The sequence below is a fragment of the Cribrihabitans pelagius genome (genome assembly GCF_048820915.1).
In the GTDB taxonomy this organism is placed as follows: domain Bacteria; phylum Pseudomonadota; class Alphaproteobacteria; order Rhodobacterales; family Rhodobacteraceae; genus Cribrihabitans_A; species Cribrihabitans_A pelagius.
This window is the reverse complement of record NZ_JBMERR010000015.1, coordinates 57,417-79,405: the sequence shown is the minus strand read 5'-3', so window position 1 is coordinate 79,405 and position 21,989 is coordinate 57,417. Positions and strand designations below refer to the sequence as shown.

The following is a 21,989-nucleotide window of genomic DNA, read 5'->3' as shown; positions in this document are numbered from 1 at the left end:
TCCGGCGTTTTTTGTTTCATTTGGGGCAAGCTGAAATCTTGCAGGGCCCGCATGAACCTCTCCGGTCTTAAAATCAACATCATCGGCGCTGGCATCGGCGGGCTGACCGCGGCGCTGGCGCTGGGCCGGGCAGGCGCGCGGGTCACCATCCTGGAGCAGGCGGGCGCGATCTCCGAGGTCGGCGCCGGGCTGCAGGTGACGCCGAACGGGGTGGCGGTGCTTCGGGCGCTGGGGCTGGAGGATGACCTGGCCTGGGGCGCACAGCGTGCCCGCGCGGTAGTGCTGCGCAGCCATGCCCGCGGCCGCGAGGTGCTGCGGCTCGACCTCGACCAATATGCGGCGGGGCTGGCCTATTACTTCGTGCACCGTTCCGATCTGATCTCGCTCCTGGCCGGCGCGGCGCGCCGCGAGGGTGTGCAGGTGCGGCTGTTGCAGAAGGCCGAGCGGGTCGAGCCGGGGGTGCGGCCGGTGGTGCACCTGGGCCATGGCGCGCAATGCGGCGGCGACCTGGTGATCGGCGCCGACGGGCTGCATTCGCGCGCGCGGGTGGCGCTAAATGGCGGGGACAACGCGTTCTTCACCGGCCAGGTCGCCTGGCGCGCCACCGTGCCCAACCACCTGAACCTGCCTGCCGAGGCGCAGCTGTTCATGGGGCCGGGGCGGCATCTGGTGGCCTATCCGCTGCGCGACGGGCGGCTGGTTAACCTGGTTGCGGTGCAGGAGCGCCGGGCCTGGGCGGGGGAGGGCTGGCATATCACCGACCGCCCGGACAATCTGCGCGCCGCCTTTACGGGATTTGGCGGCACCGCGGCCGCGCTCTTGGAAGCGGTGGAGCAGGTGGCGCTCTGGGGGCTGTTCCGCCATCCGGTGGCGGCAGCGTGGCACGGCGGTCATGTGGCGCTGTTGGGAGACGCGGCGCATCCGACGCTGCCCTTCATGGCGCAGGGCGCCAATCTGGCGCTGGAAGATGCCTGGGTGCTGTGCCGCGCCCTGCAGGAGGCGCCGGATATTGCGGCGGGCCTTGCGCTCTACCAGCAGCTTCGCCGCGGAAGGGTCGAGCAGGTGGTCCGGGCAGCAGGCCGCAATGCCTGGAAATACCACCTTCGCCGGCCGCTGAACTGGCCTGCGCATCTTGTCCTGCGCGCCGCCGGGCAACTGGCGCCGGAGCGCATGGTGCGCCAGTTCGACTGGATCTACCGCCACGATGTGACCGCCTGAACCTGTGGCGTTTCCAAGGGAAAGCGGGGGGCTCCCGCCCGGCGCGCGGCGCAGGCAAGCTGCTTGGCACCGGTTGGGCCGGGCGCCGCGCCTCCGGCGCGGCGCAGGTGGCGTGTGCCGGACGTGCTGCTCTCAGAGATCCAGCTCAGCCCAGACCGGAACGTGGTCCGAGGGCTTCTCGCCGCCGCGCACTGCGCGGTCGATCTGGCAATCGATCAGCAGGTCGGCGGCCTGCGGCGTCAGCAGGATATGGTCGATGCGGATGCCGTCGTCGCGGTTCCAGGCGCCAGCCTGATAGTCCCAGAAGCTGTAATGGCCGCCGCCGCTGCCATGGCGGACGCGGAAGGCCTCGGTGAAACCGAGGTTCAGGATACGGCGGTAGGCGGCGCGGCTTTCGGGGCGGAACAGCGCGTCCTCCACCCAGGCCTCGGGGCGCTTGGCGTCTTCGGCCTGCGGGATGATGTTGTAGTCGCCCGCCATCAGCGCAGGCATCTCCGCCGCCAGCAGCGCTTCGGCACGGGCCTTCAGCCGCTCCATCCAGGCCAGCTTGTAGTCGTATTTGCCGCCCGCCACGGGCTGGCCCGCGCCGTCGATATCGACCGGGTTGCCGTTGGGCAGGTAGAGCCCGCAGACCCGGAGCGCCTGCTTGCCGGCCACGGTGGCCTCGATCCAGCGGGCCTGGTCGTCGCTATCGTCGCCGGGCAGGCCGCGCTGCACGTCCTCCAGCGGCAGTTTCGACAGGATCGCCACACCGTTGAAGCCCTTCTGGCCGTGGGTTTCGACGTTGTAGCCGCGTTCTTCCAGGATTTCGCGCGGGAAGGCCTCGTCCACCGACTTGATTTCCTGCAGCACCACCACATCGGGCTGCGCCTCGTCCAGCCAGGCCGGCAGCGCCTGGGCACGGGCCTTGATGCCGTTGATGTTGAACGTGGCGATTTTCATGCCGTGCCTCCCTGGCGGATGTCCTGGCGGAATGGGGTCATTGGCCCGTTCTATCGCCGAAACGCCGCGCCGGGGCAACCCGCCGCGCGGCGGCTGACGAATCGCAAGCGGAGGACGCCGGACGGGCTCTTCACCTGCTGTTTTGCATGGATGAAATACACCTTATAGATTGTTTAAATTTGTTTTGCGCATCTTCACTTGTGTGTAACCCGGTGTATATCCTGTGAGTACTTACAGCGAATTTTTGCAGCTCAAAAATAAGCGGAAAGAAGTTAATCCTGTGGATAACTAATTTACAATGCTGGATTGCAAATAATTGTTGATCGCCCTGCAAAAGCTGGCAGCTTGGAGGAGCGTTAAGTCACCAAGAAATGGGGTACCAAATGACCGCTCAGAAAAAGATCCAGGACTTCCGGGAAATGCATGCTGCCGCTGCCGCCAGCCTGTTCGAGGGCGGGGAGACCGGCCTGTTCTCCTCCGGCTCGGCGCCGGTTTGCAGCGCGCCGATGGCGGCGGGCGAAGGGGTGGAGATGTTCTCTTCCGGCTCCGCCCCGGCCGCGCACACTGCCGCTGCCAGCGGTGATATGACCGGGCTGTTCTCCTCCGGCTCCGCCCCTGTTGCTGAAACCACGGCAGCCTCGGGCGCCCTGGTGGAGATGTTCTCTTCCGGTTCCGCCCCGGCCGTGAGGGCAGAGGCGGTTTCGGGCGACCGGGTGGAAATGTTCTCTTCCGGCTCCGCGCCGGCAGCACGGGCAGAGGCCGCTTCCGGCGACCGCGTTGAGATGTTCTCCTCCGGCTCCGCCCCTGCGGCGCAGGCAGAGACTGCGTCGGGCGCTGAGGCCGGGCTGTACTCCTCGGGCTCGGCCCCTGTGGCGCAGGCGGCGGCCCATGCGGGCGAAGCCACCCGTCTGTTTTCCTCGGGCAGCTGAGCGCTTCAACCCCTTGTCCCGCGGCCGGTCCGGCGGCGGGGCGGATCAATCCGGGCGGCGGTCACGCCAGGACCGCCGCCGCTTTGCCCGAGGAGCGTGTCATGGCCCAGATCCTTCCGTTTTCCGCCCCGCTTCACCGCCAGCCGCGGGACCAGACCCGCGCAGCTCTGATCGAGAGCTTTGCCAGCCACCGCCGGGGGCTGGAGGATGTGTTCTGGCTGAAGGAAAACGCCGAGCTCCTGAACATCCTGGAATGCACCGGCACCGCACTCCGGCCCGGGGCGCTGGCGCCGCTGGCGGCGTTCTATGAAGGCGCGGCGCGGCATGTGAGCTTCTTCCGGCAATATTACCGTTTCATTCTGTCGATCTGCCTCGATCTCGAAGACCTCGGACTGGAGGGCGCCGGGGGCGGCCAGGGCGCGCAGATTGCCGAATGGGTGGCGGCCCAGGGGCTGGCGGGGGCGGAGCTCTCGGACCTGCAGCGCGCCGAGGCCCGCCGCCTGCTTGCCCGCCGCGGTGTCGCGTTGCGCGACGCAGGCCTCGACGACCGGTTGCGCCGCTTTACCGCGCGGCCGCAAACCTTTGCCATTCCCAACAAAAAAGCTGCCTACGAGCTGACTCATATCGTCTTCTACCTGTCGGAATATGGCCGCCGCTGCCCGGATCTGCCCCCGGAGTCCGTGACCAGCCTGGAGTTCGCCGGGCTGATCGCCTTCCTCGATCAGGACGCCGATCTGCTTGCCGAGGTCTGTATCGCTCTGCGCTACGCCGGGGCCGAGCCGCCCGCCGCCTGGGAGGCGTGGCTGCAGCGGCAGCTTTTGGCCTATACTATCGTTAAGGGAGATTTGTCTGGACTTCACGATGCGTATCACGAGTACTTTGTGGTCAACTGGCAGGCAGCGGTGGCGGGAGGCGCGCCGTTTGTGCAGCCGGTCCCGGGCGGTCCCCTGCGGATTCCGCCCCGGCAGGGAGGAAGCATTTTGAGACCACTGTCCCAGGCCCTGTTCGAGGCGGGCGGACCGCCGCGCAGCCTTGCCGCGCTGAAAGCCCGGGTCGAGGCCGCGCTTGAACCCGCGGAAAGCAATCTGCTGGCGGCGGCCGAGCGCAGCTGTGCGTGCTTTGGCCGCTTCTTCGAAGGATTTGCCCGCGCCGGAAGCGCCGCCATGGACGGCGCGGCATGATTGGCGCGAGCGGGGTAAGGGACGGGGCGCGCAAGACCGTGCTGGCGGGGGCGCTGCTGGCGGTGATCTACACCGGGCTGATTGCCTCGGCCGATGGCATCACCAAGCTGCTGGCCGGGCACTATGCGGCGGCGCAGCTTTATGCGCTCTCGGGGCTGATGGTGGCGGCGCTGTGCCTGCTGGCCGACCGCCACAAGACGCAGCGCAGGGGCCTCGGCACCAGCTGCCCGCGGGCGATGGCGCTGCGTGCAGGTGCGGGGCTGCTGGCGGCTGTCTGCTTCTTCTACGCCTTCCGCCTGCTGCCCTTTGCCGAGGTCTTTGTCTTCATCGGGCTGATGCCGCTCCTGGCGGGCGCCATGTCCGGATTGGTGCTGAAAGAGCCGGTGCGCGGGGCTGCCTGGGGTGCCCTGGCGTTGGGGTTTTGCGGTGTCTTGGTGCTTCTGCCGCAAGGACTGAGCGGCCTTGCGGGCGGGCATCTGGTGGCGCTTGCGGCCGCGGTATTTGGCACGTTTTCGATGACGATGGCGCGGTTTATCGGCCGTTATGAAAGCAACGCGCTGGCGCAGGTGTTTTTTCCGAACTTGCTCCTGGGCGCGGTGATGCTGGTGGCGCTGCCGTTTGTCTGGCAGCCGATGCCGGCCGCTGACGTGGCCTGGGCCGCGGCTTATGCGCTGCTGCTGTTCGGGGCGCGCTGGGTGCTGGTGGTGGCGCTGCGGCTTCTGGCGTCTTACGCGGTGACGCCGCTGATGAACCTGCAATTCATCTGGATGGCGGTGATTGGCGCTGCGGCCTTTGGCGAGGTGCCGCCGCTCAGCACGTTCCTTGGAAGCGTCATCGTGATGGCCTCGGGGCTCTTTCTGGTCTGGGATCAGTTTGCCCCGCGCACGGCCCGGGTGGCGCTTTTCACCCGCCCGCAGACCGATCCCTGACCTGCCGGTCCCGGGATCTGCAAGAGGACGGCCCGTAAGCCGTTCCTGCGCCGGGGGCGGTGCCTACATGGAAAACGACGTGCCGCAGCCGCAGCTGGAAGAGGCGTTCGGGTTCTCGATGGTGAACCGCGCGCCGATCAGCTCTTCGGTGAAGTCGATCACCGCGTTTTCCAGAAACGGCAGCGAAACCTCGTCCACCACTACCTTCTCTCCCTTGCCTTCCAGCACCAGGTCCTCCGCCTTGGGGCGGTCCAGCGCAATCTCGTATTGGAAGCCGGAGCAGCCGCCGCCTTCGACCGCCACGCGCAGCGCCTTGCCTTGCTCGGCGGCGCCGATTTCGGCCAGCCGGGCGAAGGCTCGGTCTGTCACTTTCGGGGGCAATTGCATCGCGTCTCTCCAAAGCTCATGTTGCAGCGCAAGCCATTATATAGAAAGCTGCAATTCAGGCGGCAAGATTTGCTGGGGAAAAGATTCAAAATGCATGCGCCTTATGCCACGTCGCCGGACCGCAGCCGCGGCCGGCTGGTCGCCGAGGAGGAGAGCTCCTTCCGCTCGCCTTATCAGCGCGACCGCGACCGTATCATCCACGCCAGCGCCTTCCGCCGGCTCAAACACAAGACGCAGGTTTTTGTCGAACATGAGGGCGATAACTACCGCACGCGGCTCACCCATTCGATCGAGGTGGCGCAGGTCGGGCGCACCATCGCGGGGGCGCTGGGTCTCAACCAGGAGCTGACCGAGGGCGTGGCGCTGGCGCATGATCTGGGGCACACCCCGTTCGGCCACACCGGCGAGGACGCGCTGCATGCGCTGATGGCGCCGTATGGCGGCTTTGACCACAACGCTCAGGCGATCCGCATCGTGACCTGCCTGGAACGCCATTATGCCGAGTTCGATGGCTTGAACCTGACCTGGGAAACCCTTGAGGCGATTGCCAAACACAATGGCCCGGTGGTGGGGGAGCTGCCTTGGGCGCTGGCCGAGTGCAACGCTGCGATGGACCTTGAGCTGCACACCCATGCCAGCGCCGAAGCGCAGGTGGCCGCACTCGCCGATGACATTGCCTACAACAACCATGACCTGCATGATGCGCTGCGCGCCGGGCTGTTCTCTGACGATGACCTGGCCCAGCTTCCGCTGCTGGGTCCGGCTTATCACGACGTCGACCGGCGCTATCCGGGACTCGACCCCGACCGCCGCCGCCACGAGGCGCTGCGCCGCTTCTTCGGGGTGATGGTGGAGGATGTGATTGCCACCGCGCGGCAGCGGCTGGCCGACAGCGGGGCGGGCAGCGTCGAGGCGGTGCGGGCGCTTGGCCATCCGGTGGTGCAGTTCTCGCCTGGCTTGTGGGCCGGGCTGAAGGAGATCCGCGCCTTTCTCTTCACCCGCATGTACCGGGCGCCCACGGTGATGCAGAAACGTGCCGAGGTCGCCAAGGTGGTGGAGGCATTGTTCCCGCATTTTCTTGGTCATCCGGAGGAGATGCCCGGCCCCTGGCAGGCCGACATCCAGGCCGCCGCGGACCGCACTGCGCTGGCCCGCATCGTTTCGGATTATATCGCCGGCATGACCGACCGTTTCGCGCTCCAGCAATATGAGCGGATTTTCGGGATCAAGCCCAACGTCTGAATTGCGGGCGCGCAGATCGGGTATCCTGAGATATTTGATTGAAAGTAAGATATGTGCAAGCCCCCTGCCGCTTCGGTAATTGGCAGGGTGGGGATAAGTTGTTCCCGCCTAGAGGTTTCTGCCACCTCCGGGCAAAGATCCCTGATTGTATTTTTTTGCTATTTTGAGTGTTATTGTTATTTATGCTTGAATTTCCGGGCTACCTCTGAACCTGTCAGGCTTTGCATTTTTGCAAATATCAGCGATCCGGGTGGACTGGCCGTAAGCCGCGCTGCAAACTGGCCCTATGCCGGGCGGCAAGGTGCGCCCTATCCCCAGGGAGTGTTGCGAGGGAGGCCGATGAACCGCTGGACCGTTACTTTCTGCGATGCGCCGGGTATGGCGCGCATCCGGACCTGCAAGGCGCGCCGGGCGGCGCATATCGCCTATGTGCGCGCCAGCCCGGGCCTGCAGATCGGCGGGCCGCTGGCGCTTTGCCCAATGCAGGATTTCCCAGGGGCGATCTGGACGGTGACGGCCGGGACCCGCGCGGATGCAGAGCGGCTGATCCGCCAGGATCCCTATTATGTCCCGGCCCTGCGCCGCTATTGCATCAAGGCGCTTGGCACGGAGGTGGCGGTTCCGGGCTTGCTGCCCTGACCGGCTGCCCTGACCGGCTGCCCTGCCGCTGTGCGCTGGACAGTACGGCGCGCCGGGCCGATTTTCCTGCAAAGAATGTTGGCCGGAAAATGTGCCATTTTCCGGCGCCTGCCGCCCCTGTGCCGCAGGGCCCGGGCCGCGCGCGGCGGTTGACCCTCAGCGCGCCCGCCGCTATCCGCTTGGGCGAACCAATGGGACGCCAGAGATGAACCTTTTTACCGATATCCGCTCGCTAGTGACCGACAGCCTCGCCGCCTTGACCGCCGAGGGTGCACTGCCCGAAGGGCTCGATTTCGGCAATGTCGCGGTCGAGCCGCCGCGCGATGCCGCCCATGGCGACATGGCGACCAATGCGGCGATGGTGCTGGCGAAGCCTGCAAAGATGAAGCCGCGTGACATTGCCGAAGCGCTGTCGGCGCGGCTGGCGGCGGATGAGCGCATCACCTCGGCCGAGGTGGCGGGCCCCGGTTTTCTCAACCTGCGGCTGGCACCCGGTGTCTGGCAGCGCGCTTTGAAGGCCATTCTGGAAGAGGGCGCCGATTTTGGCCGCGCGGACATCGGCGCGGGCCAGAAGGTGAACGTGGAGTATGTTTCCGCCAACCCGACCGGCCCCTTGCACGTGGGTCACACCCGCGGCGCCGTTTTTGGCGATGCGCTGGCTTCGCTGCTGGACTTCGCGGGCTATGATGTGACGCGGGAGTATTACATCAACGACGGCGGCGCCCAGGTCGACGTTCTGGCCCGCTCGGCCTATCTGCGCTACCTGGAGGCCCACGGGCAGGAGGTGGCCTTTGCCGATGGCACCTATCCGGGCGACTACCTGATCCCGGTCGGCGCAGCACTGAAGGAGGCATACGGCGACCGTTTCGTGGGCGAGCCGGAAGAGGTCTGGCTGGAGGAGATCCGCAGCTTCGCGACCGAAGCGATGATGGATCTGATCTGCGAGGATCTGGCTTCGCTCGGCGTGGTGATGGACAAGTTCTATTCCGAGAAGTCGCTCTACGGCACCGGCCGCATCGAGGCGGCGCTTGCGGCGCTGGAGAGCGAAGGCCTGATCTACGAAGGCGTGCTGGAACCGCCGAAAGGCAAGAAGCCGGAGGACTGGGAGCCGCGCAAGCAGACGCTGTTCAAATCCACCGAGCACGGCGACGACGTCGACCGCCCGGTAAAAAAATCCGATGGCTCCTGGACCTATTTCGCCCCCGACATCGCCTATCACTACGACAAGCTGACCCGCGGCTTCGACCTCCTGATCGACGTCTTCGGCGCCGACCATGGCGGCTATGTGAAGCGGATGAAGGCAGCGGTCTCGGCGCTGTCGGGCGGCAAGGTGCCGCTGGAGGTGAAGCTCTGCCAGCTGGTTAAGCTGTTCAAGGACGGGCAGGAGTTCAAGATGTCCAAGCGGGCAGGGACCTTCGTGACCCTGCGCGACGTGGTCGATGCGGTGGGCCCGGACGTGACCCGTTTCATGCTGCTCACCCGCAAAAACGACCAGGGCTTCGATTTCGATCTCGACAAGGCGCTGGAGCAGTCCAAGGACAATCCGGTGTTCTACGTGCAATATGCCAATGCGCGGATCTGCTCGACTCTGCGGAAAGCGCAGGAGCAGGAGACCGCCACCGATGACGCCACCCTCGCGGCGGCGGACCTCACGCTGATCTCGGACCCGGCGCAACTGGCGGTGGCGCGCAAGCTGGCGGAATGGCCGCGGCAGGTGGAAATCGCCGCCCGCACCAGCGAGCCGCACCGGATTGCTTTCTATCTCTACGACCTCGCGTCGGAGCTGCACGGGCTCTACCACCTCGGCAAGAGCCAGAAGGGTTTACGCTTTGTTAACGAGAGCAGCCAATCGGCAACACATGCGAATTTGGCCCTCGCGCGGGCCGTTTCCGTTGTCATTTCCGCTGGTCTTGGTATTCTGGGCGTCAAACCGGCAGAGGAAATGCGCTAATAAAAACCGCAGCTTCCGCCGGACTGAGGCAGATCAGGAAACCGGAGCAGGCGGCGCTTGCGCGCGCCGCCGCTTGATCCGGGCAGTGAGGCGGATAATGGCGTATTTTGCGCAGGCTGGCAGCGGCCGGCCCCACATGCAGGGCGGTGTTCGGGAACGGGACGCCGCCTCTGGCGTTTCGGACGGGCCGCAATACACCGGCCCCGGCGCCGAACCCGACTACGGCCAGGATGGCGGTTATGACCAGGCGGGCGGCAGCTACGGCTACCACTCCGACGGCCAGACGCAGGCCGGTGATGCTTACGAGACCTATGATTCCTATGGTGCCGGTGACGGCTATGGCGGCTATGACGGCGGCTATCCGCCGCCGCCGGGTCTGCGCGCCCGGGCCGGCCGCGTCCTCAGCCTGTTCGGCGCCGCCGCCTCGATCGCGCTTGTCGCGGGCGTCGGCGTCTGGGGTTACAAGCTGGTGATGCGCGATGTCAGCGGCGTGCCGGTGGTGCGTGCCGTGGAAGGGCCGATGCGGGTGCAGCCGGACAACCCCGGCGGTGCCCAGGCCGATCATCAGGGACTGGCGGTGAACGCGGTGGCCGCCAAGGGCAGCGCCGCGCCGCCGGCCGAGCGGCTGACGCTGGCGCCGCCAGCAATCAAGCTGACCGAAGACGACAAGCCGCTGCCGGAACTGGCGGCGGAGGCGGCGCCTGCGCCGGTGCCTTCCGCGGAGGCTCGCGAATCTGAAGAAACCGGTGCCGAAGCCGGCGAGCAGGTGATTGCCGCCTATCAGGACGGCGGCATCGACGCGCTTGTGGCCGAGCTCACCCGCGACGCACAGCCGCTCTCGGCACAGAACGCCGCGGCGAGCGCCGCCGATCTCGGGCGCGTGGAGCCGGCTTCGGCACCATCGCCCGCGCTGCTGAAGGCGCCGGGGCTGAAACAGTCGCTGCGCCCGGAGGCTCGGCCTGCGCGGCTCGACACCTCGCCTGCCGCCCCGGTGACCGCCACCCCGGCATCGGCCCCCGCTGCCACTGAAGTGGATGCCGCCAGCCTGCCCGCGGGCACCCGGCTGGCGCAGCTTGGCGCCTATGAAAGCGCCGAGGTCGCGCGTGCTGAATGGGACCGCATCGCGGCCCGCTTCCCCGGCTACCTCGACAACCGGCCGCGGGTTATCCAGCGCGCGGCCAGCGGCGGGCGCACCTTCTACCGCCTGCGGGTGATGGGCTTTGACGGGCTGTCGGATGCGCGCCGCTTTTGCTCGGCGCTGGTGGCTGGCAATGCCGATTGCATTCCTGTAACCACGCGCTGACCCGCCGGCTGCCGTTCTGAACTGCCCGGCGGCCGCGCCGGGTTGCGCCCGTCTGCTCCCCGGGGCGGGCGCCTGGCCCGTGATCCGGGGGCAGGAGGGCATACCCCATGACATTCGGAGCCACCATTCTTGATGCGGACGGGCTGCGCCTCAGCGCGGACGAGAAGGCGTTGTTCCGCGAGGCGGACCCCTTCGGCTTCATCCTCTTTGCCCGCAATATCGAGAGCGCCGACCAGATCCGCGCGCTCTGCGGCGATTTCCGCGAGACGGTGGGCCGCGATTGCCCGATCACCATCGACCAGGAAGGCGGACGGGTGCAGCGGCTGGTGCCGCCGCTCGCACGGCAATGGCTGCCGCCGATGGAGCATGTGGCGCGGGCAGGCGAAGGTGCCGCGCGCGCGATGTACCTGCGCTACCGGCTGATCGCGCATGAGCTCTTTGCGCTGGGGATCGACAGCAACTGCGCGCCGCTGGCCGATGTGGCCTTTGCCGAAACCCACCCCTTCCTGAAGAACCGCTGCCACGGCGAAGATGCGCAGACCGTGGCGGAGATCGCCCGCGCGGTGGCCGAGGGGCACTTGGATGGAGGCGTGCTGCCGGTGGTGAAGCACATTCCCGGACACGGCCGCGCGGTCGCTGACAGCCACTATGACCTGCCGCGCGTCTCCGCCACGGCGGAGGAGCTGAGCCGCACCGATTTCGCCGCCTTCCGGGCGCTGAATGACCTGCCGCTCGGCATGACTGCGCATCTGGTCTACGAGGCGCTGGATGCGCTTCCCGCCACCACCTCTCCCGCAGTGATGCGCCTGATCCGGGAGGAGATCGGCTTTGACGGGCTGATCATGACCGACGATATCTCGATGAAGGCGCTGAGCGGCAGCCCCGCGGAGAACGCCCGTGCCTCGCTCGATGCAGGCTGCGACGTGGTGCTGCTGTGCAATGCCCCGCTGGCCGAGCGCGCCGCGGTGGCGGAGGCCTCGGGCCGCATGACGGCGGCGGCGCAAACCCGCGCAGAGGCTGCGCAGGCGATGCGCAAACCGCCCCGCGACCTTGACATTCAGGCCGCTGAAGACGAACTTGCCGCGCTCATGGGCGGACAGGTGTATGGCTGAGCAGGCACGCAAAACAGCACAGGAAACCGAGGTGGAACAGCGTCTTGCAGCCGAGGCGCTGATCATCGACGTGGACGGTTTCGAAGGCCCGCTCGACCTGCTGCTGACCCTGTCACGCACTCAGAAGGTGGACCTGCGCAGGATTTCCGTGCTGGAGCTGGCGCGCCAGTACCTCGCCTTTGTCGAACGCGCCAAGGCGCTGAGGATCGAGCTCGCCGCCGACTACCTGGTGATGGCGGCCTGGCTGGCCTATCTGAAATCGCGCCTCCTGCTGCCGCCGGACCCGACCGAGGAAGGCCCCTCGGGCGAGGAGCTGGCGGCACATCTTGCCTTCCAGCTCGAACGCCTGCAGGCGATGCGCGATGCCGCGGCGCAGCTGATGGCGCGCGACCGGCTGGGCCGCAATACCTTTGCCCGCGGCGCGGTGGAGACCGTCGACCGGGTGAAATCGGTGACCTATACCGCGAACCTCCTCGACCTGATGCAGGCCTATGCCCGCCTGCGCACCAAGGAGGAATTCCGCCCCTTCGTGATGGACCGCGAGTCGGTCTACACGATGGAGGAGGCGCTGGAACGGATGCGCACGCTGATCGGCTTTACCGGAAGCTGGACCGACATGCTGAGCTACCTGCCGGAGGGCTGGGACAGCGACCCGGTGAAGCGCCGCTCGGCCACCGCGGCGACCTTTGCGGCCACGCTGCAGCTCGCCAAGGAGGGCAAGCTGGCGATGCGCCAGAGCGAAAGCTTCGCGCCGATCCAGCTGCGCAGCATGAGTAAGGACACATGATGGAAGACCACAGCGCAGCCATTGAAGACGACACCGACAGCCTGTTCGACGCGCCTCCGATGGCCGAGCAGGAGCGCATGGCCGAGGCGGTGCTGTTTGCCAGTGCCGAGCCGGTGAGCTTGCGCGGCCTGGCCGCGCGGATGCCGCATGGCTGCAACCCCGAAGCCGCGGTGGCGCATCTGGCGCGCCGGTACGAGGGCCGGGGCGTGCGGGTGGTGCGGGTGGGCGACGCCTGGGCCTTCCGCACCGCGCCGGACCTTGCGTATCTGATGCAGAAAGAAACCGTGGAGCTGCGCAAGCTGAGCCGCGCGGCGACCGAGACGCTCGCAATCATCGCCTACCACCAGCCGGTGACACGGGCCGAGATCGAGGAGATCCGCGGCGTGTCGGTCTCGCGCGGGACCATCGACCAGCTGATGGAGATGGACTGGATCCGTCTGGGCCGCCGCCGGATGAGCCCGGGCCGGCCGGTGACATTTGTGGTGACGCAGGCGTTCCTGGATCACTTCAGCCTGGAAAGCGCGCGCGACCTGCCCGGCCTGAAGGAGCTGCGCGCCGCAGGCCTCCTGGACAACCGCCCGCCGCCCGGCGCGCTTAGCCTTGGCGCCCGCGAAGAGGCGGAGGAGGATGAAAGCAGCGAAAGCCAGGCCGAGCTGTTCGAGGAATAGGGGCCTTTTGCGGCTTACGCCCTGAAACCGGCGCATTTTGCTGCTATGCTGGCCGCGCGCAGACGCGGGGAGGCTACGCATGAACGCCAATTGGATCGTCAATATGCTGCTGCGCCGCCTGATCGGGCGGGGCATGCGGCTGGGTGTGGACGCCGGGCTGCGCTGGCTGGCGCGCCGCAGCGGGGCGCAATCCGGTAATAAGCGTGATGCGGGGCAGGGGGCCTCAAAGCCGGTTCAGACCAAAGCCGGGAAAGAGGCTGACCGCGCCCGCATCCGCGCGCTCAGGCAGGCGCGCCGGGGGATGCGGGGCCCGAAGGTCTGACACGGCGCAGGCCTAGCGCCTCCACGGCCTCGGCCGCCGCCAGCAGGGCGGAAATCGCAAGGCAGCCCGCCAGCCCCCAGACCGCATAGGCCGCAGCCCCCGCCACAGGTGCTGCAAAGACGCAGAGGTAGGTCACGGTGCTGAACAGCCCCATGATGGCGCCGCGCTGGCCCTGATCCAGCGCCGTCACCCGCGCCACCACCAGGTTCAGCCCCAGGTGCTGCCCCATGCCCCAGAACAGGGACAGCGCCAGCAGCAGGACGTAGGAGTCCGCCACCGCGAGCAGCGCCATGTAGCTCGCCGCCACACCCAGGAACACCCAGGGCGTCGCCCGCGCAACCCCCAGCCGGTCCAGCACGGGGTCGATCAGCACCGCAAGGCCAAAGCCGATGCCATAGGTGAGCGGCAAGAGCCCGGCTTGGCCGGTGCTGAGCCCCAGCCGTCCGGTGATATGCGCGCCAGTGAAGAAATAGCTGAGGTAGAAGGCCATCATCAGCAGCGCGGTTGCGAGCAGCCCGCGTTTCAGCCCGGGCACGCGAAGGGCGCTCAGGGGTGAACTGGCCCGGCCGCTTGGCGCGCCCGCGTGGCGCAGCAGCGCCGCCGCGGCCCAGAGCAGAAGCGCCGCCAGCGCCAGAGCGGCATAGACCGCGCGCCAGCCAAAGAGGGCGGTGGCCCAGGCGCTTATGCTCACCCCCAGCACCATCGATACGGTCCAGCCCGACAGCACCAGCCCGAGCACCCGCGATTCGCGGCCCTTCGGCGCGATCACCACCGCCAGCGTGTAGATCGACGGCAGCGCCGCCCCCGCCGCCGCCCCGCACAGCGCCTGCGCCGCGCACAAGGCGAGAAGCCCCGGCGCCATCGCGCTGGCGGCAAGCCCCAGGGCCAGCACCGCAAGGGCCGCGCGCAGGACACGGCCCGCGCCGATGCGGTCTCCCAATGGCGCGAGCAGCAGCGCCGCCGCCGCCACCCCGAGCCCGTAGGCGCTGGCCGCCCGCATGACCTCCCCCGCGGAGGCCCCGAGGCTGGCGCCCACTGCATTCACCACCGGCGCCAGCAAGAGGGAGTTCGCGCCAATCACGCCAATCGCGCACATCAGAATCAGGATAGGGGCCAGCATTGCATTGCTCTCGAAAATTGTTCAGAGCATTCTGCTATCGGCTGAATGAAATTCTGGGAACTGCGGAAAGAGACGATGAGTGAAAAAACAGACAGGCTTCGGAAAGACGCGCCTGCGCCGCGGCCTGTGGACCAGTTGGACCGAAGAATATTAGGTGCGCTGAGCCGCGATGCGACTCTGTCTTATGCGGCGATCGGCAAGCTCGCCGGTCTGTCGGCGCCGGCGGTGCATGAGCGGGTGAAACGGCTGCGCGCCTCGGGGACGATCCGGGCGACGGTGGCGCAGCTGGACGGCGCGGCGGCAGGCAAGCCGCTGTTGGCCTTCATCCACGTCGATACCGAGGGCTGGGGTGTGACCGCCGGGCTGCTCGCGCTGCAGGAGCTGCCGGAGCTGGAGGAGATCCATTCCTCCGCCGGGGACGCCAATCTGATCCTCAAGGTCCGTGTCGCTTCGCCGCGCGCGCTGGAGGGGCTGCTCGCGCGGGTCTACGAAGCCGAAGGCGTGCGCGCCACCCGCACCTACGTGGCGCTCTCCACCCATCTGGAACGCCCGGTGCAGGCGGGCACCACCGAGGCGTTGGCGGCGGGCGGGCCGGTGAAGTAGGGGCGGAGCGCTGTCCGCGAACCTACCGCCCGGCTGAAGGCCGGGCAGCGCCCGACCCTCCCCGCGGGAGGGCGCTTCGCACCCACCCAGGGCCGGGCGCTGCCCTCCGTTGTAGAAGGACAGCTTTCTGTTCCGGGGCTGCATTCGCAGAATGCGCGACGGCACCCTCCTCGAGGTTCCGGCGCTGCCCTTATTGTGAGGAGGTCAGCCCGGCGACTTGAAATGCTTCGACAGTTTCAGCCCCTGGCCTTGGTAGTTCGACGCGATCCCCGCGCCGTAGAGCTGCTGCGGCACGTCGGCCATCTTCTCGTAGACCAGCCGCCCGACCACCTGGCCGTGCTCCAGCACAAACGGCGCCTCGTGGCAGCGCACCTCCAGCACCCCGCGCGATCCGGTGCCGCCCGCCGCGTCATGGCCGAAGCCGGGGTCGAAGAAACCCGCGTAGTGCACCCGGAACTCGCCCACCATGGCAAGGTAGGGCGCCATCTCGGCGGCGAAGCCGGGCGGGATATGCACCGCCTCGCGGCTCACCAGGATATAAAAGGCGCCGGGGTCCAGGATGATGCGGCCGTCGCGGCTGCGCACCTCCTCCCAGTAGTCCTGCGGGTCGTAATGGCCGACACGGTCCAGGTCGATCACGCCGGTATGCGGCTTGGCGCGGTAGCCGACGAGATCGGCGCCCTCGGGGCGCAGGTCGACGGAGAAGCCGAGGCCGTCCTCGATCACCGCAGGCCCGTCCACCAGCGGCGTGCCCGCGTGCAGCATCTTCAGCTCGGCATCCGACAGCACCGCCTGGCCCGCGCGGAAACGGATCTGGTTGAGCCGCATCCCCGGCCGCACCAGCACCGAGAACGAGCGCGGGCAGATTTCGGCATAAAGCGGGCCCTTGTAGCCCGGCTTGATCCGGTCGAACTCCTCGCCGCCGTCGGTGATGGTGCGGGTCAGCAGGTCCAGACGCCCGGTGGAGCTCTTGGCGTTGGCCACGGCCGAGACCGAGGCGGGCAGGTCGAGCCCCTCCATCAGCGGCACCACGTAGACGCAGCCCTTCTCCAGCACCGCACCGCCGGCGAGATCGATCCGGTGCATCTCGAACTCGCTCAGCCGGTCGGAGACGCTGCTGCCCTGGCCCGCCAGAAACGACGCCCGCACCCGGTAAGCCACCTGGCCCAGCCGTAAGTCCAGGCTCGCGGGCTGCACCTGCCCCTCCACCTGCGGCGCGCTGAGGGTGATTTCCTCGCGCGACAGCATGGTTTCAATGGCTTGGCTGGGCAATACGCCGGTCATGATCAAATTCCTATCTGCGGGCCGCTGGCAGTGATGCTGGCCGATACCGCCGTTTCGTGCAATCTGCAAATGGCTTTGAAAAAGCGGAGGAAAAAACAAAACGCCCGGGTGCCGATGCACCCGGGCGTTTTGTTGGTCGGGCTAGCAGGACTCGAACCTGCGACCTTCCGTCCCCCAGACGGACGCGCTACCAGGCTGCGCCATAGCCCGTTAAGGAGCGTTCTACCGGTTTTCCCGGCGGGGGCAAGAGGGGCAAGCAGATTTTTTTCCGCCTATCCACAAAATTCAGCCGCCAGAGTGTGTTAGCGGCAAGCCTCAGCCGCGGTGCGCAAATGCCCTGAGCGCTTCAGCACAGGCGGAGGCATCGGCCAGGGCCTGCGGCGGCAAGCGGCGCACCGCGGCCAGATGGGCAAGCACCCCGGGGCGCAGCGCCGCTTGCGCGGGTGGCTCCGGCGCGGCTTCTGCAGTGGGTCCGGCGGGCGCGGGGCTGTCCGGGGGCGTGTCCAAATCGGACACCGGGGCCGCTTCTGGCATACTGGCTGCCGGTTCGTGCCGGTCCCCAGTCTCTGTGCCGGCGGCGGTGGCCGATACGCTCGCCGGGAAGGTTTCGGCAATGAAGGCAGCGTCCACGGCGTCCTCTGCGGCACGCCCCGGCTTCAGCTCCGGCTGCAGGTCAACAGCAGGCGCGGCGTCCGCTCCGGCATCCTCTTGCGGAGCGGGGGCGGCTTCGCCTGCGGGCTGCGGGTCCGTGGTTTCCTCGGCTTCTACTGCTGCCTGCGGCTCCGTCTCCGCGTCCGATTCCGCCCCGGCGGCATCAAAGCCCGAGGCGAATTGCAGCGCGTCCACCAGTTTGGCGGCCGGGTCCAGATCCTGCGGCGGGAAGCCGGCCGCGGGATCGGCGGATGGCGCGGTGTCTGCCGGTTGCTCCTCTGCAGGGCCGGAGGCGGCGGTGTCAAACGCCAGGGGCTCATCCGCGATCAGCCCGGCGGCCGCGGCCAGTGCAAGGTCATCTGCACCATCGTCCTCTGCCTGCTCTGCTTCGGCCTCCGCATCGAAGAAGGGCAGGTCTGTCTGCGCAACATCGGGTTGCTGCGGAGCGGCGGACCCGCGCTCTGCCGTCTCTGCCGCGGGCGGCCCGGCCGGGCCTGGCTGAGCGGGCGGGGGAGGCGAGAAGGAACGTGCCGCGTCGGAAGGTCCGGCTGTTCCCGCCACCGGTGCGGCCGGTGCCGACGCGGGCTGGCCGGAATCCGCTGCGTCGGCGTTCCCCGACCAGGGCGAGCCGCTGTTCTGGGCCGGTTCGGCCGCACCGGCGAAAGACGGCGCAGGCGCAGCGGCGCTTCCGGAAGGCGCCGCGTCCGCGGGTGTTTCGGTATTGGCAGTCTGCGCCGCAGACGCTGGGGCCGCAGTGCCAGCAGCCGCGGGCGCTGCGGAGGCGCTTTGGGCGGGGGACGGTCCGTCGGGGCTTGCGGTGTCAGAAGATGGTGCGCCGTTCCCGGTCCCTGCACCGGGCATGGCGGTGTCGGCGGATTCCGGTGCCGCTGGCTGTGCGGTTCGGGCGGCAGCTGCCTCTGCCGGCGCATCTGCAGGGGCAGGGGCGGCTTGCGGGCGCAGTTCCGGCCCGGCGGCGTCAAGAGCGGAGATTTCCCTGCCGGACGCTGCGGTCGTGCGGGGACCGGGCGCGGGGATTTCCGGGCCGGGCGCATCGGGCGCGGGGATTTCCGGCTCCGGGGCGGCTGGCGCCGGTGCATCGGGACCGGGGGTTCCGGGGGTTGGGATTTCAGGCGCAGGAGGTTCCGGCTCCGGGTCTTGCGGCGCAGGCGTTCGGGGGCCTGGCGTCTCCGGTTGGGGCGCATCGGGCGCAGGGATTTCCGGCCCCGGAGGCGCGGGTTCCGGCGCGTCCGGACCGGGGCTGCCGGGCGATGGCACTTCCGGACCAGGGGTTTTGGGCTCCGGGGCGTCCGGTGCGGGCACCTCGGGTGACGGCGTTTCGGGGGCAGGCGTTTCCGGGGGCGCGGGTTCCGGGTGTGCGGGCTCCGGCTCTGGCGGCTCCTGCGCAGTTCCGCCGGAGCCCGATGCAGCCTGGCGCGGAACTTCCGCGTGCCCGGCGGCGGCAAAGGGCAGCACGCCGGCGCCGGACGCGGCCAGGGTCTCCTGTGCGGCCGGCGCGCCCTCATCCCGGACGGCGGCAGACACAGCCGATGCGTCCTCAGAAGTCTGGGAGACCCCGTCCAGCGGCGCGGAGAAACCCGCGACATGGGCGGTGCCGGAATCGCGCAGCAGCGCCTGCACCTCCTTGATCGCCATGCCGTCTTCGTGCAGCAGTTTCCTGATGCCGCCCAAAAGCTGCATGTCGGCGGGGCGGTAATAGCGCCGCCCGCCCGCGCGCTTGACGGGTTTGATCTGGGTGAACTTGCTTTCCCAGAAGCGCAGGACATGCGCCTGCACCCCCAGCCAATCCGCAACTTCGCTGATGGTGCGGAACGCGTCCGGTGATTTCGACATGGCCTATTGGTCCCGTTACTTACGGTTGCCGTCTGCCACGCGGTCTTTCATCAGGTGGGACGGCCGGAAGGTCAGCACCCGGCGCGGCTGAATCGGTACCTCCTCGCCGGTTTTCGGGTTGCGCCCGACCCGGGCCGATTTGTCCCGCACGCTGAAAGTTCCGAACGAGGAGATCTTCACCTGTTCACCGCGCACCAGGGCGTCCGACATGTGTTGCAGCATACTCTCCACGAGCTGGGCGCTTTCGTTGCGCGACAGGCCCACTTCCCGGAAAACGGCTTCGCTCAAATCCATTCGCGTCAGTGTTTTTTCGCCCATTCCAATCCCCGCTGTTTTGCCAAAGCATAGGGCGGGGGGAATTTACCTGTCAATATCAATGAATTGCAGGCGCAAATTCAGCGCGCGGCTGCTACCAGCGCAGCACCACCGCGCCCCAAGCCAGGCCGCCGCCGATGGCTTCGGTCACGACCAGGTCGCCTTCCTTGATCTGGCCGCGCGCCTTGCCGACCGACAGCGCCAGCGGAATGGAGGCGGCGGAGGTGTTGCCGTGATCCTGAACCGTAACGACCACATTGTCCATGCTCAGGCCCATTTTCTTGGCGGTTCCCTGAATGATGCGGATATTGGCCTGATGCGGCACAATCCAATCCACATCCGAGGCGTCCAGCCCGGCCCGCTCCAGCGCGGTGTTCGCGGTAGAGGCGAGTTTCTCCACCGCGTGGCGGAACACCTGGTTGCCCTGCATGCGCAGGAAACCCGAGGTGCCGGTGGAAACGCCGCCATCGACATAAAGCAGGTCCTTGTAGCGGCCGTCGGAGTTCAGGTCGGTCGCCAGCACGCCCCGGTCCTTGTTGCTGCCGGAAAGCTCCTGCGCTTCCAGCAGCAGAGCACCGGCGCCATCGCCGAACAGCACGCAGGTGGAACGGTCGCTCCAGTCCATGATGCGGGAGAAGGTCTCGGCCCCGATCACCAGCACCCGGCGCGCCTGGCCTGAGGCGATCAGCGCGTTGGCGTTGGTGAGCGCATAGACGAAACCGGCGCAGACCGCCTGCACGTCGAAGGCAAAGCCCTTGGTCATGCCCAGCTGCGCCTGCACCATGGTTGCGGCGGAAGGAAAGGTCAGGTCCGCGGTAGAGGTAGCCACCACGATGGCGTCGATGTCACCGGCCGCAAGACCGGCATCCGCCAAGGCGGCTTCGGCGGCCTTGGTGGCCATGTCCGAGGTGGTCTCCCCTTCGGCGGCAAAATGGCGGCGTTCGATGCCGGACCGGCTGCGGATCCATTCGTCCGAAGTGTCGAGCGTGGCTTCGAATTCAGCGTTTTCAACCACCCGTTCAGGGAGATAGTGGCCTGTGCCTACAACTACCGCACGTAGCGTCATTCGAGTGCCTGCCTTTGTCAGTCTTTTTTGCTGGCCGTCCGCAGGGTGCGGGGGGCCGTTTTGTCTATATTATCTTGGGTAAGCCCGCCGGCAGATGCAACCCGTGCGGCCAGTTTTTCGGCGAATCCCTGCTCCGCCAGGCGGTAGGCGAGCTTGACCGCGGCGGAGACCCCCATGGCATCGGCGCCGCCATGGGATTTCACCACGGTGCCGTTGAGGCCGAGGAAGACGCCGCCGTTCACCCGCCGCGGGTCCATTCGCTTGGACAGCCGCCTGAGCGAGGTGACCGCCAGGAGTGCCGCCATGCGCGACAGCACCGAGTATTCGAACGCCTGGCGCAGCGCGCTGCGCATCAGGCTGGCGGTGCCTTCGCCGGTCTTGATCGCGACGTTGCCGGTGAAGCCGTCGGTCACGATCACGTCGGCGGTGTCGCCGGGAATGTCGCTGCCCTCGACAAACCCGGTGAACTCGAAACTCGCGGCGTCTGCGCTCGCGGCGATCAGCCGGTGCGCTTCCTTCAGTTCGGCGCGGCCCTTGTGCTCCTCGGTGCCCACATTGAGCAGCCCGACCCGGGGCCGGGCAATATCCATGGAATTGCGCACGTAAGACGTGCCCATCAGCGCGTATTGCAATAGATCCTCGGCATCCGCCTTCACGTCGGCGCCGACGTCGAGCATCACGTTGAAGCCCTGCGGGTTGCGCGAGGGCCACAGGATCGCGATGGCCGGGCGGTTGATGCCCGGCAGCTTGCGCAGCCGCAGCATCGACAGCGCCATCAGCGCGCCGGTGTTGCCGCAGGAGACCGCTCCCGCCGCCTCGCCGCTTTTCACCGCATCCAGCGCGGACCACATCGAGGTGCCCTTGCCGTTGCGCATCACCTGGCTGGGCTTGTCCTCCATGGTCACCACCTTGTCCGCATCGCGGATCTCGACGCGGCCTTTCAGCACGCGTTTCCTGGCAACCAGGGGTTCCAGCTCGGCGGCCGGCCCATGCAGGATGAACCCGATGTCCGGGTTCCGTTCGGCGGACATGGCAATGCCGGCCACCACAACCGCGGGGCCGGCATCTCCGCCCATGGCGTCAACCGAAATAATGATGCGGCCGGCTTCTGCCTGATTTTGCGCGGGTTTACCCGTCATGCGAAAGCCTGCCTGGCATCAAGGGGGAGGGTGCGGGCTTACGCCGCGTCCTCGTCAATCTCGATTTCGTCTGCAGCTGCGATGACTTCCTTGTCATCGTAGTGGCCGCAGGAGGGGCACACGTGGTGCGGGCGCTTCAGTTCGCCGCAGTTGCCGCATTCGTTGGGGTTGGCAGCAACCAGTGCATCGTGCGCGCGGCGGTTGTTGCGGCGCGATTTGGATACTTTGTTCTGTTGGACGGCCATGTCTCAACCTTTGTCTGCTGGGGCCTTGGGGCCATCCCCCGCGGCGCGGTTAGTTTTGGTGTTCGATCGGTCGTGACGCGCGTTTAGGCATAGGCCCAAGCAATG

22 protein-coding genes, 1 tRNA gene and 1 pseudogene are annotated in these 21,989 nt (G+C 67.6%); 13 read left to right on the top strand and 11 right to left on the bottom strand.

Annotated elements, in window-relative coordinates:
• Positions 1-51: 51 nt before the first annotated feature.
• The gene (locus tag ACOHX0_RS14280; protein ID WP_420677603.1) at positions 52-1,218 is read left to right on the top strand and encodes an FAD-dependent monooxygenase; all 1,167 of its coding nucleotides are present in this window, start codon (positions 52-54) and stop codon (positions 1,216-1,218) included.
• Positions 1,219-1,350: 132 nt separating this feature from the next.
• On the opposite strand, the gene xth is transcribed toward ACOHX0_RS14280, so the two are convergent.
• Positions 1,351-2,160, bottom strand: a complete 810-nt coding sequence (xth, locus tag ACOHX0_RS14275; protein WP_420677602.1) for an exodeoxyribonuclease III — start codon at positions 2,158-2,160, stop codon at positions 1,351-1,353.
• 383 nt (positions 2,161-2,543) lie between these two features.
• Here xth and ACOHX0_RS14270 point away from each other — a divergent pair, with 383 nt between their 5' ends.
• The 3 genes from ACOHX0_RS14270 (at position 2,544) to ACOHX0_RS14260 (ending at position 5,199) form a co-directional block, all read left to right on the top strand.
• Positions 2,544-3,089: a hypothetical protein gene (locus ACOHX0_RS14270; RefSeq protein WP_420677600.1), complete on the top strand. Its 546-nt coding sequence runs from the start codon at positions 2,544-2,546 to the stop codon at positions 3,087-3,089.
• Positions 3,090-3,190: 101 nt separating this feature from the next.
• Positions 3,191-4,270: a DUF6902 family protein gene (locus ACOHX0_RS14265; RefSeq protein WP_420677599.1), complete on the top strand. Its 1,080-nt coding sequence runs from the start codon at positions 3,191-3,193 to the stop codon at positions 4,268-4,270.
• The gene (locus ACOHX0_RS14260) at positions 4,267-5,199 is read left to right on the top strand and encodes a DMT family transporter (protein ID WP_420677598.1); all 933 of its coding nucleotides are present in this window, start codon (positions 4,267-4,269) and stop codon (positions 5,197-5,199) included. The genes ACOHX0_RS14265 and ACOHX0_RS14260 overlap by 4 nt, the downstream gene beginning before the upstream one ends.
• 63 nt (positions 5,200-5,262) lie before the next feature.
• On the opposite strand, the gene ACOHX0_RS14255 is transcribed toward ACOHX0_RS14260, so the two are convergent.
• Positions 5,263-5,586 carry a HesB/IscA family protein gene (locus tag ACOHX0_RS14255; RefSeq protein WP_420677597.1) on the bottom strand — a complete coding sequence of 108 codons (324 nt, stop codon included), beginning with the start codon at positions 5,584-5,586 and terminating at the stop codon, positions 5,263-5,265.
• A gap of 18 nt (positions 5,587-5,604) precedes the next feature.
• Here ACOHX0_RS14255 and ACOHX0_RS14250 point away from each other — a divergent pair, with 18 nt between their 5' ends.
• The 8 genes from ACOHX0_RS14250 (at position 5,605) to ACOHX0_RS14215 (ending at position 13,610) form a co-directional block, all read left to right on the top strand.
• The gene (locus ACOHX0_RS14250; RefSeq protein WP_420677596.1) at positions 5,605-6,828 is read left to right on the top strand and encodes a deoxyguanosinetriphosphate triphosphohydrolase; all 1,224 of its coding nucleotides are present in this window, start codon (positions 5,605-5,607) and stop codon (positions 6,826-6,828) included.
• A gap of 339 nt (positions 6,829-7,167) precedes the next feature.
• A complete protein-coding gene (locus ACOHX0_RS14245) occupies positions 7,168-7,467 on the top strand; it encodes a YciI family protein (RefSeq protein WP_420677595.1) in 300 nt (99 codons plus the stop codon).
• 205 nt (positions 7,468-7,672) lie between these two features.
• Entirely contained in the window at positions 7,673-9,418 is a 1,746-nt protein-coding gene (gene argS / locus ACOHX0_RS14240; RefSeq protein WP_420677594.1) for an arginine--tRNA ligase, read from the top strand.
• Between the two features lie 97 nt (positions 9,419-9,515).
• Positions 9,516-10,721, top strand: coding sequence for an SPOR domain-containing protein (locus ACOHX0_RS14235; RefSeq protein WP_420677593.1), 1,206 nt, complete (start codon positions 9,516-9,518; stop codon positions 10,719-10,721).
• A gap of 107 nt (positions 10,722-10,828) precedes the next feature.
• The gene (gene nagZ / locus ACOHX0_RS14230; protein WP_420677592.1) at positions 10,829-11,833 is read left to right on the top strand and encodes a beta-N-acetylhexosaminidase; all 1,005 of its coding nucleotides are present in this window, start codon (positions 10,829-10,831) and stop codon (positions 11,831-11,833) included.
• On the top strand, positions 11,826-12,620 hold the full coding sequence (locus tag ACOHX0_RS14225) for a segregation and condensation protein A (RefSeq protein WP_420677591.1): 795 nt from the start codon (positions 11,826-11,828) through the stop codon (positions 12,618-12,620). Before nagZ ends, ACOHX0_RS14225 begins: the two co-directional genes overlap by 8 nt.
• Entirely contained in the window at positions 12,620-13,288 is a 669-nt protein-coding gene (gene scpB, locus ACOHX0_RS14220; RefSeq protein WP_420677677.1) for an SMC-Scp complex subunit ScpB, read from the top strand. The genes ACOHX0_RS14225 and scpB overlap by 1 nt, the downstream gene beginning before the upstream one ends.
• A gap of 79 nt (positions 13,289-13,367) precedes the next feature.
• A complete protein-coding gene (locus ACOHX0_RS14215) occupies positions 13,368-13,610 on the top strand; it encodes a hypothetical protein (RefSeq protein ID WP_420677589.1) in 243 nt (80 codons plus the stop codon).
• On the opposite strand, the gene ACOHX0_RS14210 is transcribed toward ACOHX0_RS14215, so the two are convergent.
• Positions 13,570-14,730 carry an MFS transporter gene (locus ACOHX0_RS14210; RefSeq protein WP_420677588.1) on the bottom strand — a complete coding sequence of 387 codons (1,161 nt, stop codon included), beginning with the start codon at positions 14,728-14,730 and terminating at the stop codon, positions 13,570-13,572. The genes ACOHX0_RS14215 and ACOHX0_RS14210 overlap by 41 nt on opposite strands.
• Positions 14,731-14,805: 75 nt before the next feature.
• On the opposite strand from ACOHX0_RS14210, the gene ACOHX0_RS14205 reads away from it, so the two are divergent.
• Positions 14,806-15,333 carry an AsnC family transcriptional regulator gene (locus ACOHX0_RS14205; protein ID WP_475682895.1) on the top strand — a complete coding sequence of 176 codons (528 nt, stop codon included), beginning with the start codon at positions 14,806-14,808 and terminating at the stop codon, positions 15,331-15,333.
• A 204-nt stretch (positions 15,334-15,537) separates the two neighbouring features.
• On the opposite strand, the gene ACOHX0_RS14200 is transcribed toward ACOHX0_RS14205, so the two are convergent.
• From ACOHX0_RS14200 to rpmF, 8 genes and pseudogenes are all read right to left on the bottom strand, one after another.
• Complete coding sequence (locus ACOHX0_RS14200; protein WP_420677587.1) at positions 15,538-16,617, bottom strand: 2'-deoxycytidine 5'-triphosphate deaminase; 1,080 nt, start codon at positions 16,615-16,617, stop codon at positions 15,538-15,540.
• A 133-nt stretch (positions 16,618-16,750) separates the two neighbouring features.
• A tRNA-Pro gene (locus tag ACOHX0_RS14195) sits at positions 16,751-16,827 on the bottom strand.
• 105 nt (positions 16,828-16,932) lie between these two features.
• The gene (locus tag ACOHX0_RS14190) at positions 16,933-17,829 is read right to left on the bottom strand and encodes a hypothetical protein (RefSeq protein ID WP_420677682.1); all 897 of its coding nucleotides are present in this window, start codon (positions 17,827-17,829) and stop codon (positions 16,933-16,935) included.
• Positions 17,830-18,948: 1,119 nt separating this feature from the next.
• Positions 18,949-19,119, bottom strand: a pseudogene (locus tag ACOHX0_RS14185) (MerR family transcriptional regulator); the annotation flags it as partial.
• A 15-nt stretch (positions 19,120-19,134) separates the two neighbouring features.
• Positions 19,135-19,437: an integration host factor subunit alpha gene (gene ihfA / locus ACOHX0_RS14180; RefSeq protein ID WP_008207184.1), complete on the bottom strand. Its 303-nt coding sequence runs from the start codon at positions 19,435-19,437 to the stop codon at positions 19,135-19,137.
• 91 nt (positions 19,438-19,528) lie between these two features.
• A complete protein-coding gene (locus ACOHX0_RS14175) occupies positions 19,529-20,500 on the bottom strand; it encodes a beta-ketoacyl-ACP synthase III (RefSeq protein ID WP_420677585.1) in 972 nt (323 codons plus the stop codon).
• Between the two features lie 17 nt (positions 20,501-20,517).
• The gene (plsX, locus tag ACOHX0_RS14170) at positions 20,518-21,639 is read right to left on the bottom strand and encodes a phosphate acyltransferase PlsX (protein WP_420677584.1); all 1,122 of its coding nucleotides are present in this window, start codon (positions 21,637-21,639) and stop codon (positions 20,518-20,520) included.
• Positions 21,640-21,677: 38 nt separating this feature from the next.
• Positions 21,678-21,884 carry a 50S ribosomal protein L32 gene (gene rpmF / locus ACOHX0_RS14165; protein WP_420677582.1) on the bottom strand — a complete coding sequence of 69 codons (207 nt, stop codon included), beginning with the start codon at positions 21,882-21,884 and terminating at the stop codon, positions 21,678-21,680.
• Positions 21,885-21,989 lie beyond the last annotated feature (105 nt).

What these genes read in the sequence shown, in the direction of transcription:
- ACOHX0_RS14260 (WP_420677598.1), top strand. Translation starts at nt 4,267, where the DNA reads ATGATTGGCGCGAGCGGGGTAAGGGACGGGGCGCGCAAGACCGTGCTG.
- ACOHX0_RS14210 (WP_420677588.1), bottom strand. Translation starts at nt 14,730, where the DNA reads ATGCTGGCCCCTATCCTGATTCTGATGTGCGCGATTGGCGTGATTGGC.
- scpB (WP_420677677.1), top strand. Translation starts at nt 12,620, where the DNA reads ATGGAAGACCACAGCGCAGCCATTGAAGACGACACCGACAGCCTGTTC.
- argS (WP_420677594.1), top strand. Translation starts at nt 7,673, where the DNA reads ATGAACCTTTTTACCGATATCCGCTCGCTAGTGACCGACAGCCTCGCC.
- ACOHX0_RS14215 (WP_420677589.1), top strand. Translation starts at nt 13,368, where the DNA reads ATGAACGCCAATTGGATCGTCAATATGCTGCTGCGCCGCCTGATCGGG.
- rpmF (WP_420677582.1), bottom strand. Translation starts at nt 21,884, where the DNA reads ATGGCCGTCCAACAGAACAAAGTATCCAAATCGCGCCGCAACAACCGC.
- ACOHX0_RS14235 (WP_420677593.1), top strand. Translation starts at nt 9,516, where the DNA reads ATGGCGTATTTTGCGCAGGCTGGCAGCGGCCGGCCCCACATGCAGGGC.
- ACOHX0_RS14280 (WP_420677603.1), top strand. Translation starts at nt 52, where the DNA reads ATGAACCTCTCCGGTCTTAAAATCAACATCATCGGCGCTGGCATCGGC.
- ACOHX0_RS14225 (WP_420677591.1), top strand. Translation starts at nt 11,826, where the DNA reads ATGGCTGAGCAGGCACGCAAAACAGCACAGGAAACCGAGGTGGAACAG.
- plsX (WP_420677584.1), bottom strand. Translation starts at nt 21,639, where the DNA reads ATGACGGGTAAACCCGCGCAAAATCAGGCAGAAGCCGGCCGCATCATT.
- ACOHX0_RS14270 (WP_420677600.1), top strand. Translation starts at nt 2,544, where the DNA reads ATGACCGCTCAGAAAAAGATCCAGGACTTCCGGGAAATGCATGCTGCC.
- ACOHX0_RS14175 (WP_420677585.1), bottom strand. Translation starts at nt 20,500, where the DNA reads ATGACGCTACGTGCGGTAGTTGTAGGCACAGGCCACTATCTCCCTGAA.
- ACOHX0_RS14255 (WP_420677597.1), bottom strand. Translation starts at nt 5,586, where the DNA reads ATGCAATTGCCCCCGAAAGTGACAGACCGAGCCTTCGCCCGGCTGGCC.
- ihfA (WP_008207184.1), bottom strand. Translation starts at nt 19,437, where the DNA reads ATGGGCGAAAAAACACTGACGCGAATGGATTTGAGCGAAGCCGTTTTC.
- ACOHX0_RS14265 (WP_420677599.1), top strand. Translation starts at nt 3,191, where the DNA reads ATGGCCCAGATCCTTCCGTTTTCCGCCCCGCTTCACCGCCAGCCGCGG.
- xth (WP_420677602.1), bottom strand. Translation starts at nt 2,160, where the DNA reads ATGAAAATCGCCACGTTCAACATCAACGGCATCAAGGCCCGTGCCCAG.
- ACOHX0_RS14250 (WP_420677596.1), top strand. Translation starts at nt 5,605, where the DNA reads ATGTTGCAGCGCAAGCCATTATATAGAAAGCTGCAATTCAGGCGGCAA.
- ACOHX0_RS14245 (WP_420677595.1), top strand. Translation starts at nt 7,168, where the DNA reads ATGAACCGCTGGACCGTTACTTTCTGCGATGCGCCGGGTATGGCGCGC.
- ACOHX0_RS14205 (WP_475682895.1), top strand. Translation starts at nt 14,806, where the DNA reads ATGAGTGAAAAAACAGACAGGCTTCGGAAAGACGCGCCTGCGCCGCGG.
- nagZ (WP_420677592.1), top strand. Translation starts at nt 10,829, where the DNA reads ATGACATTCGGAGCCACCATTCTTGATGCGGACGGGCTGCGCCTCAGC.
- ACOHX0_RS14200 (WP_420677587.1), bottom strand. Translation starts at nt 16,617, where the DNA reads ATGACCGGCGTATTGCCCAGCCAAGCCATTGAAACCATGCTGTCGCGC.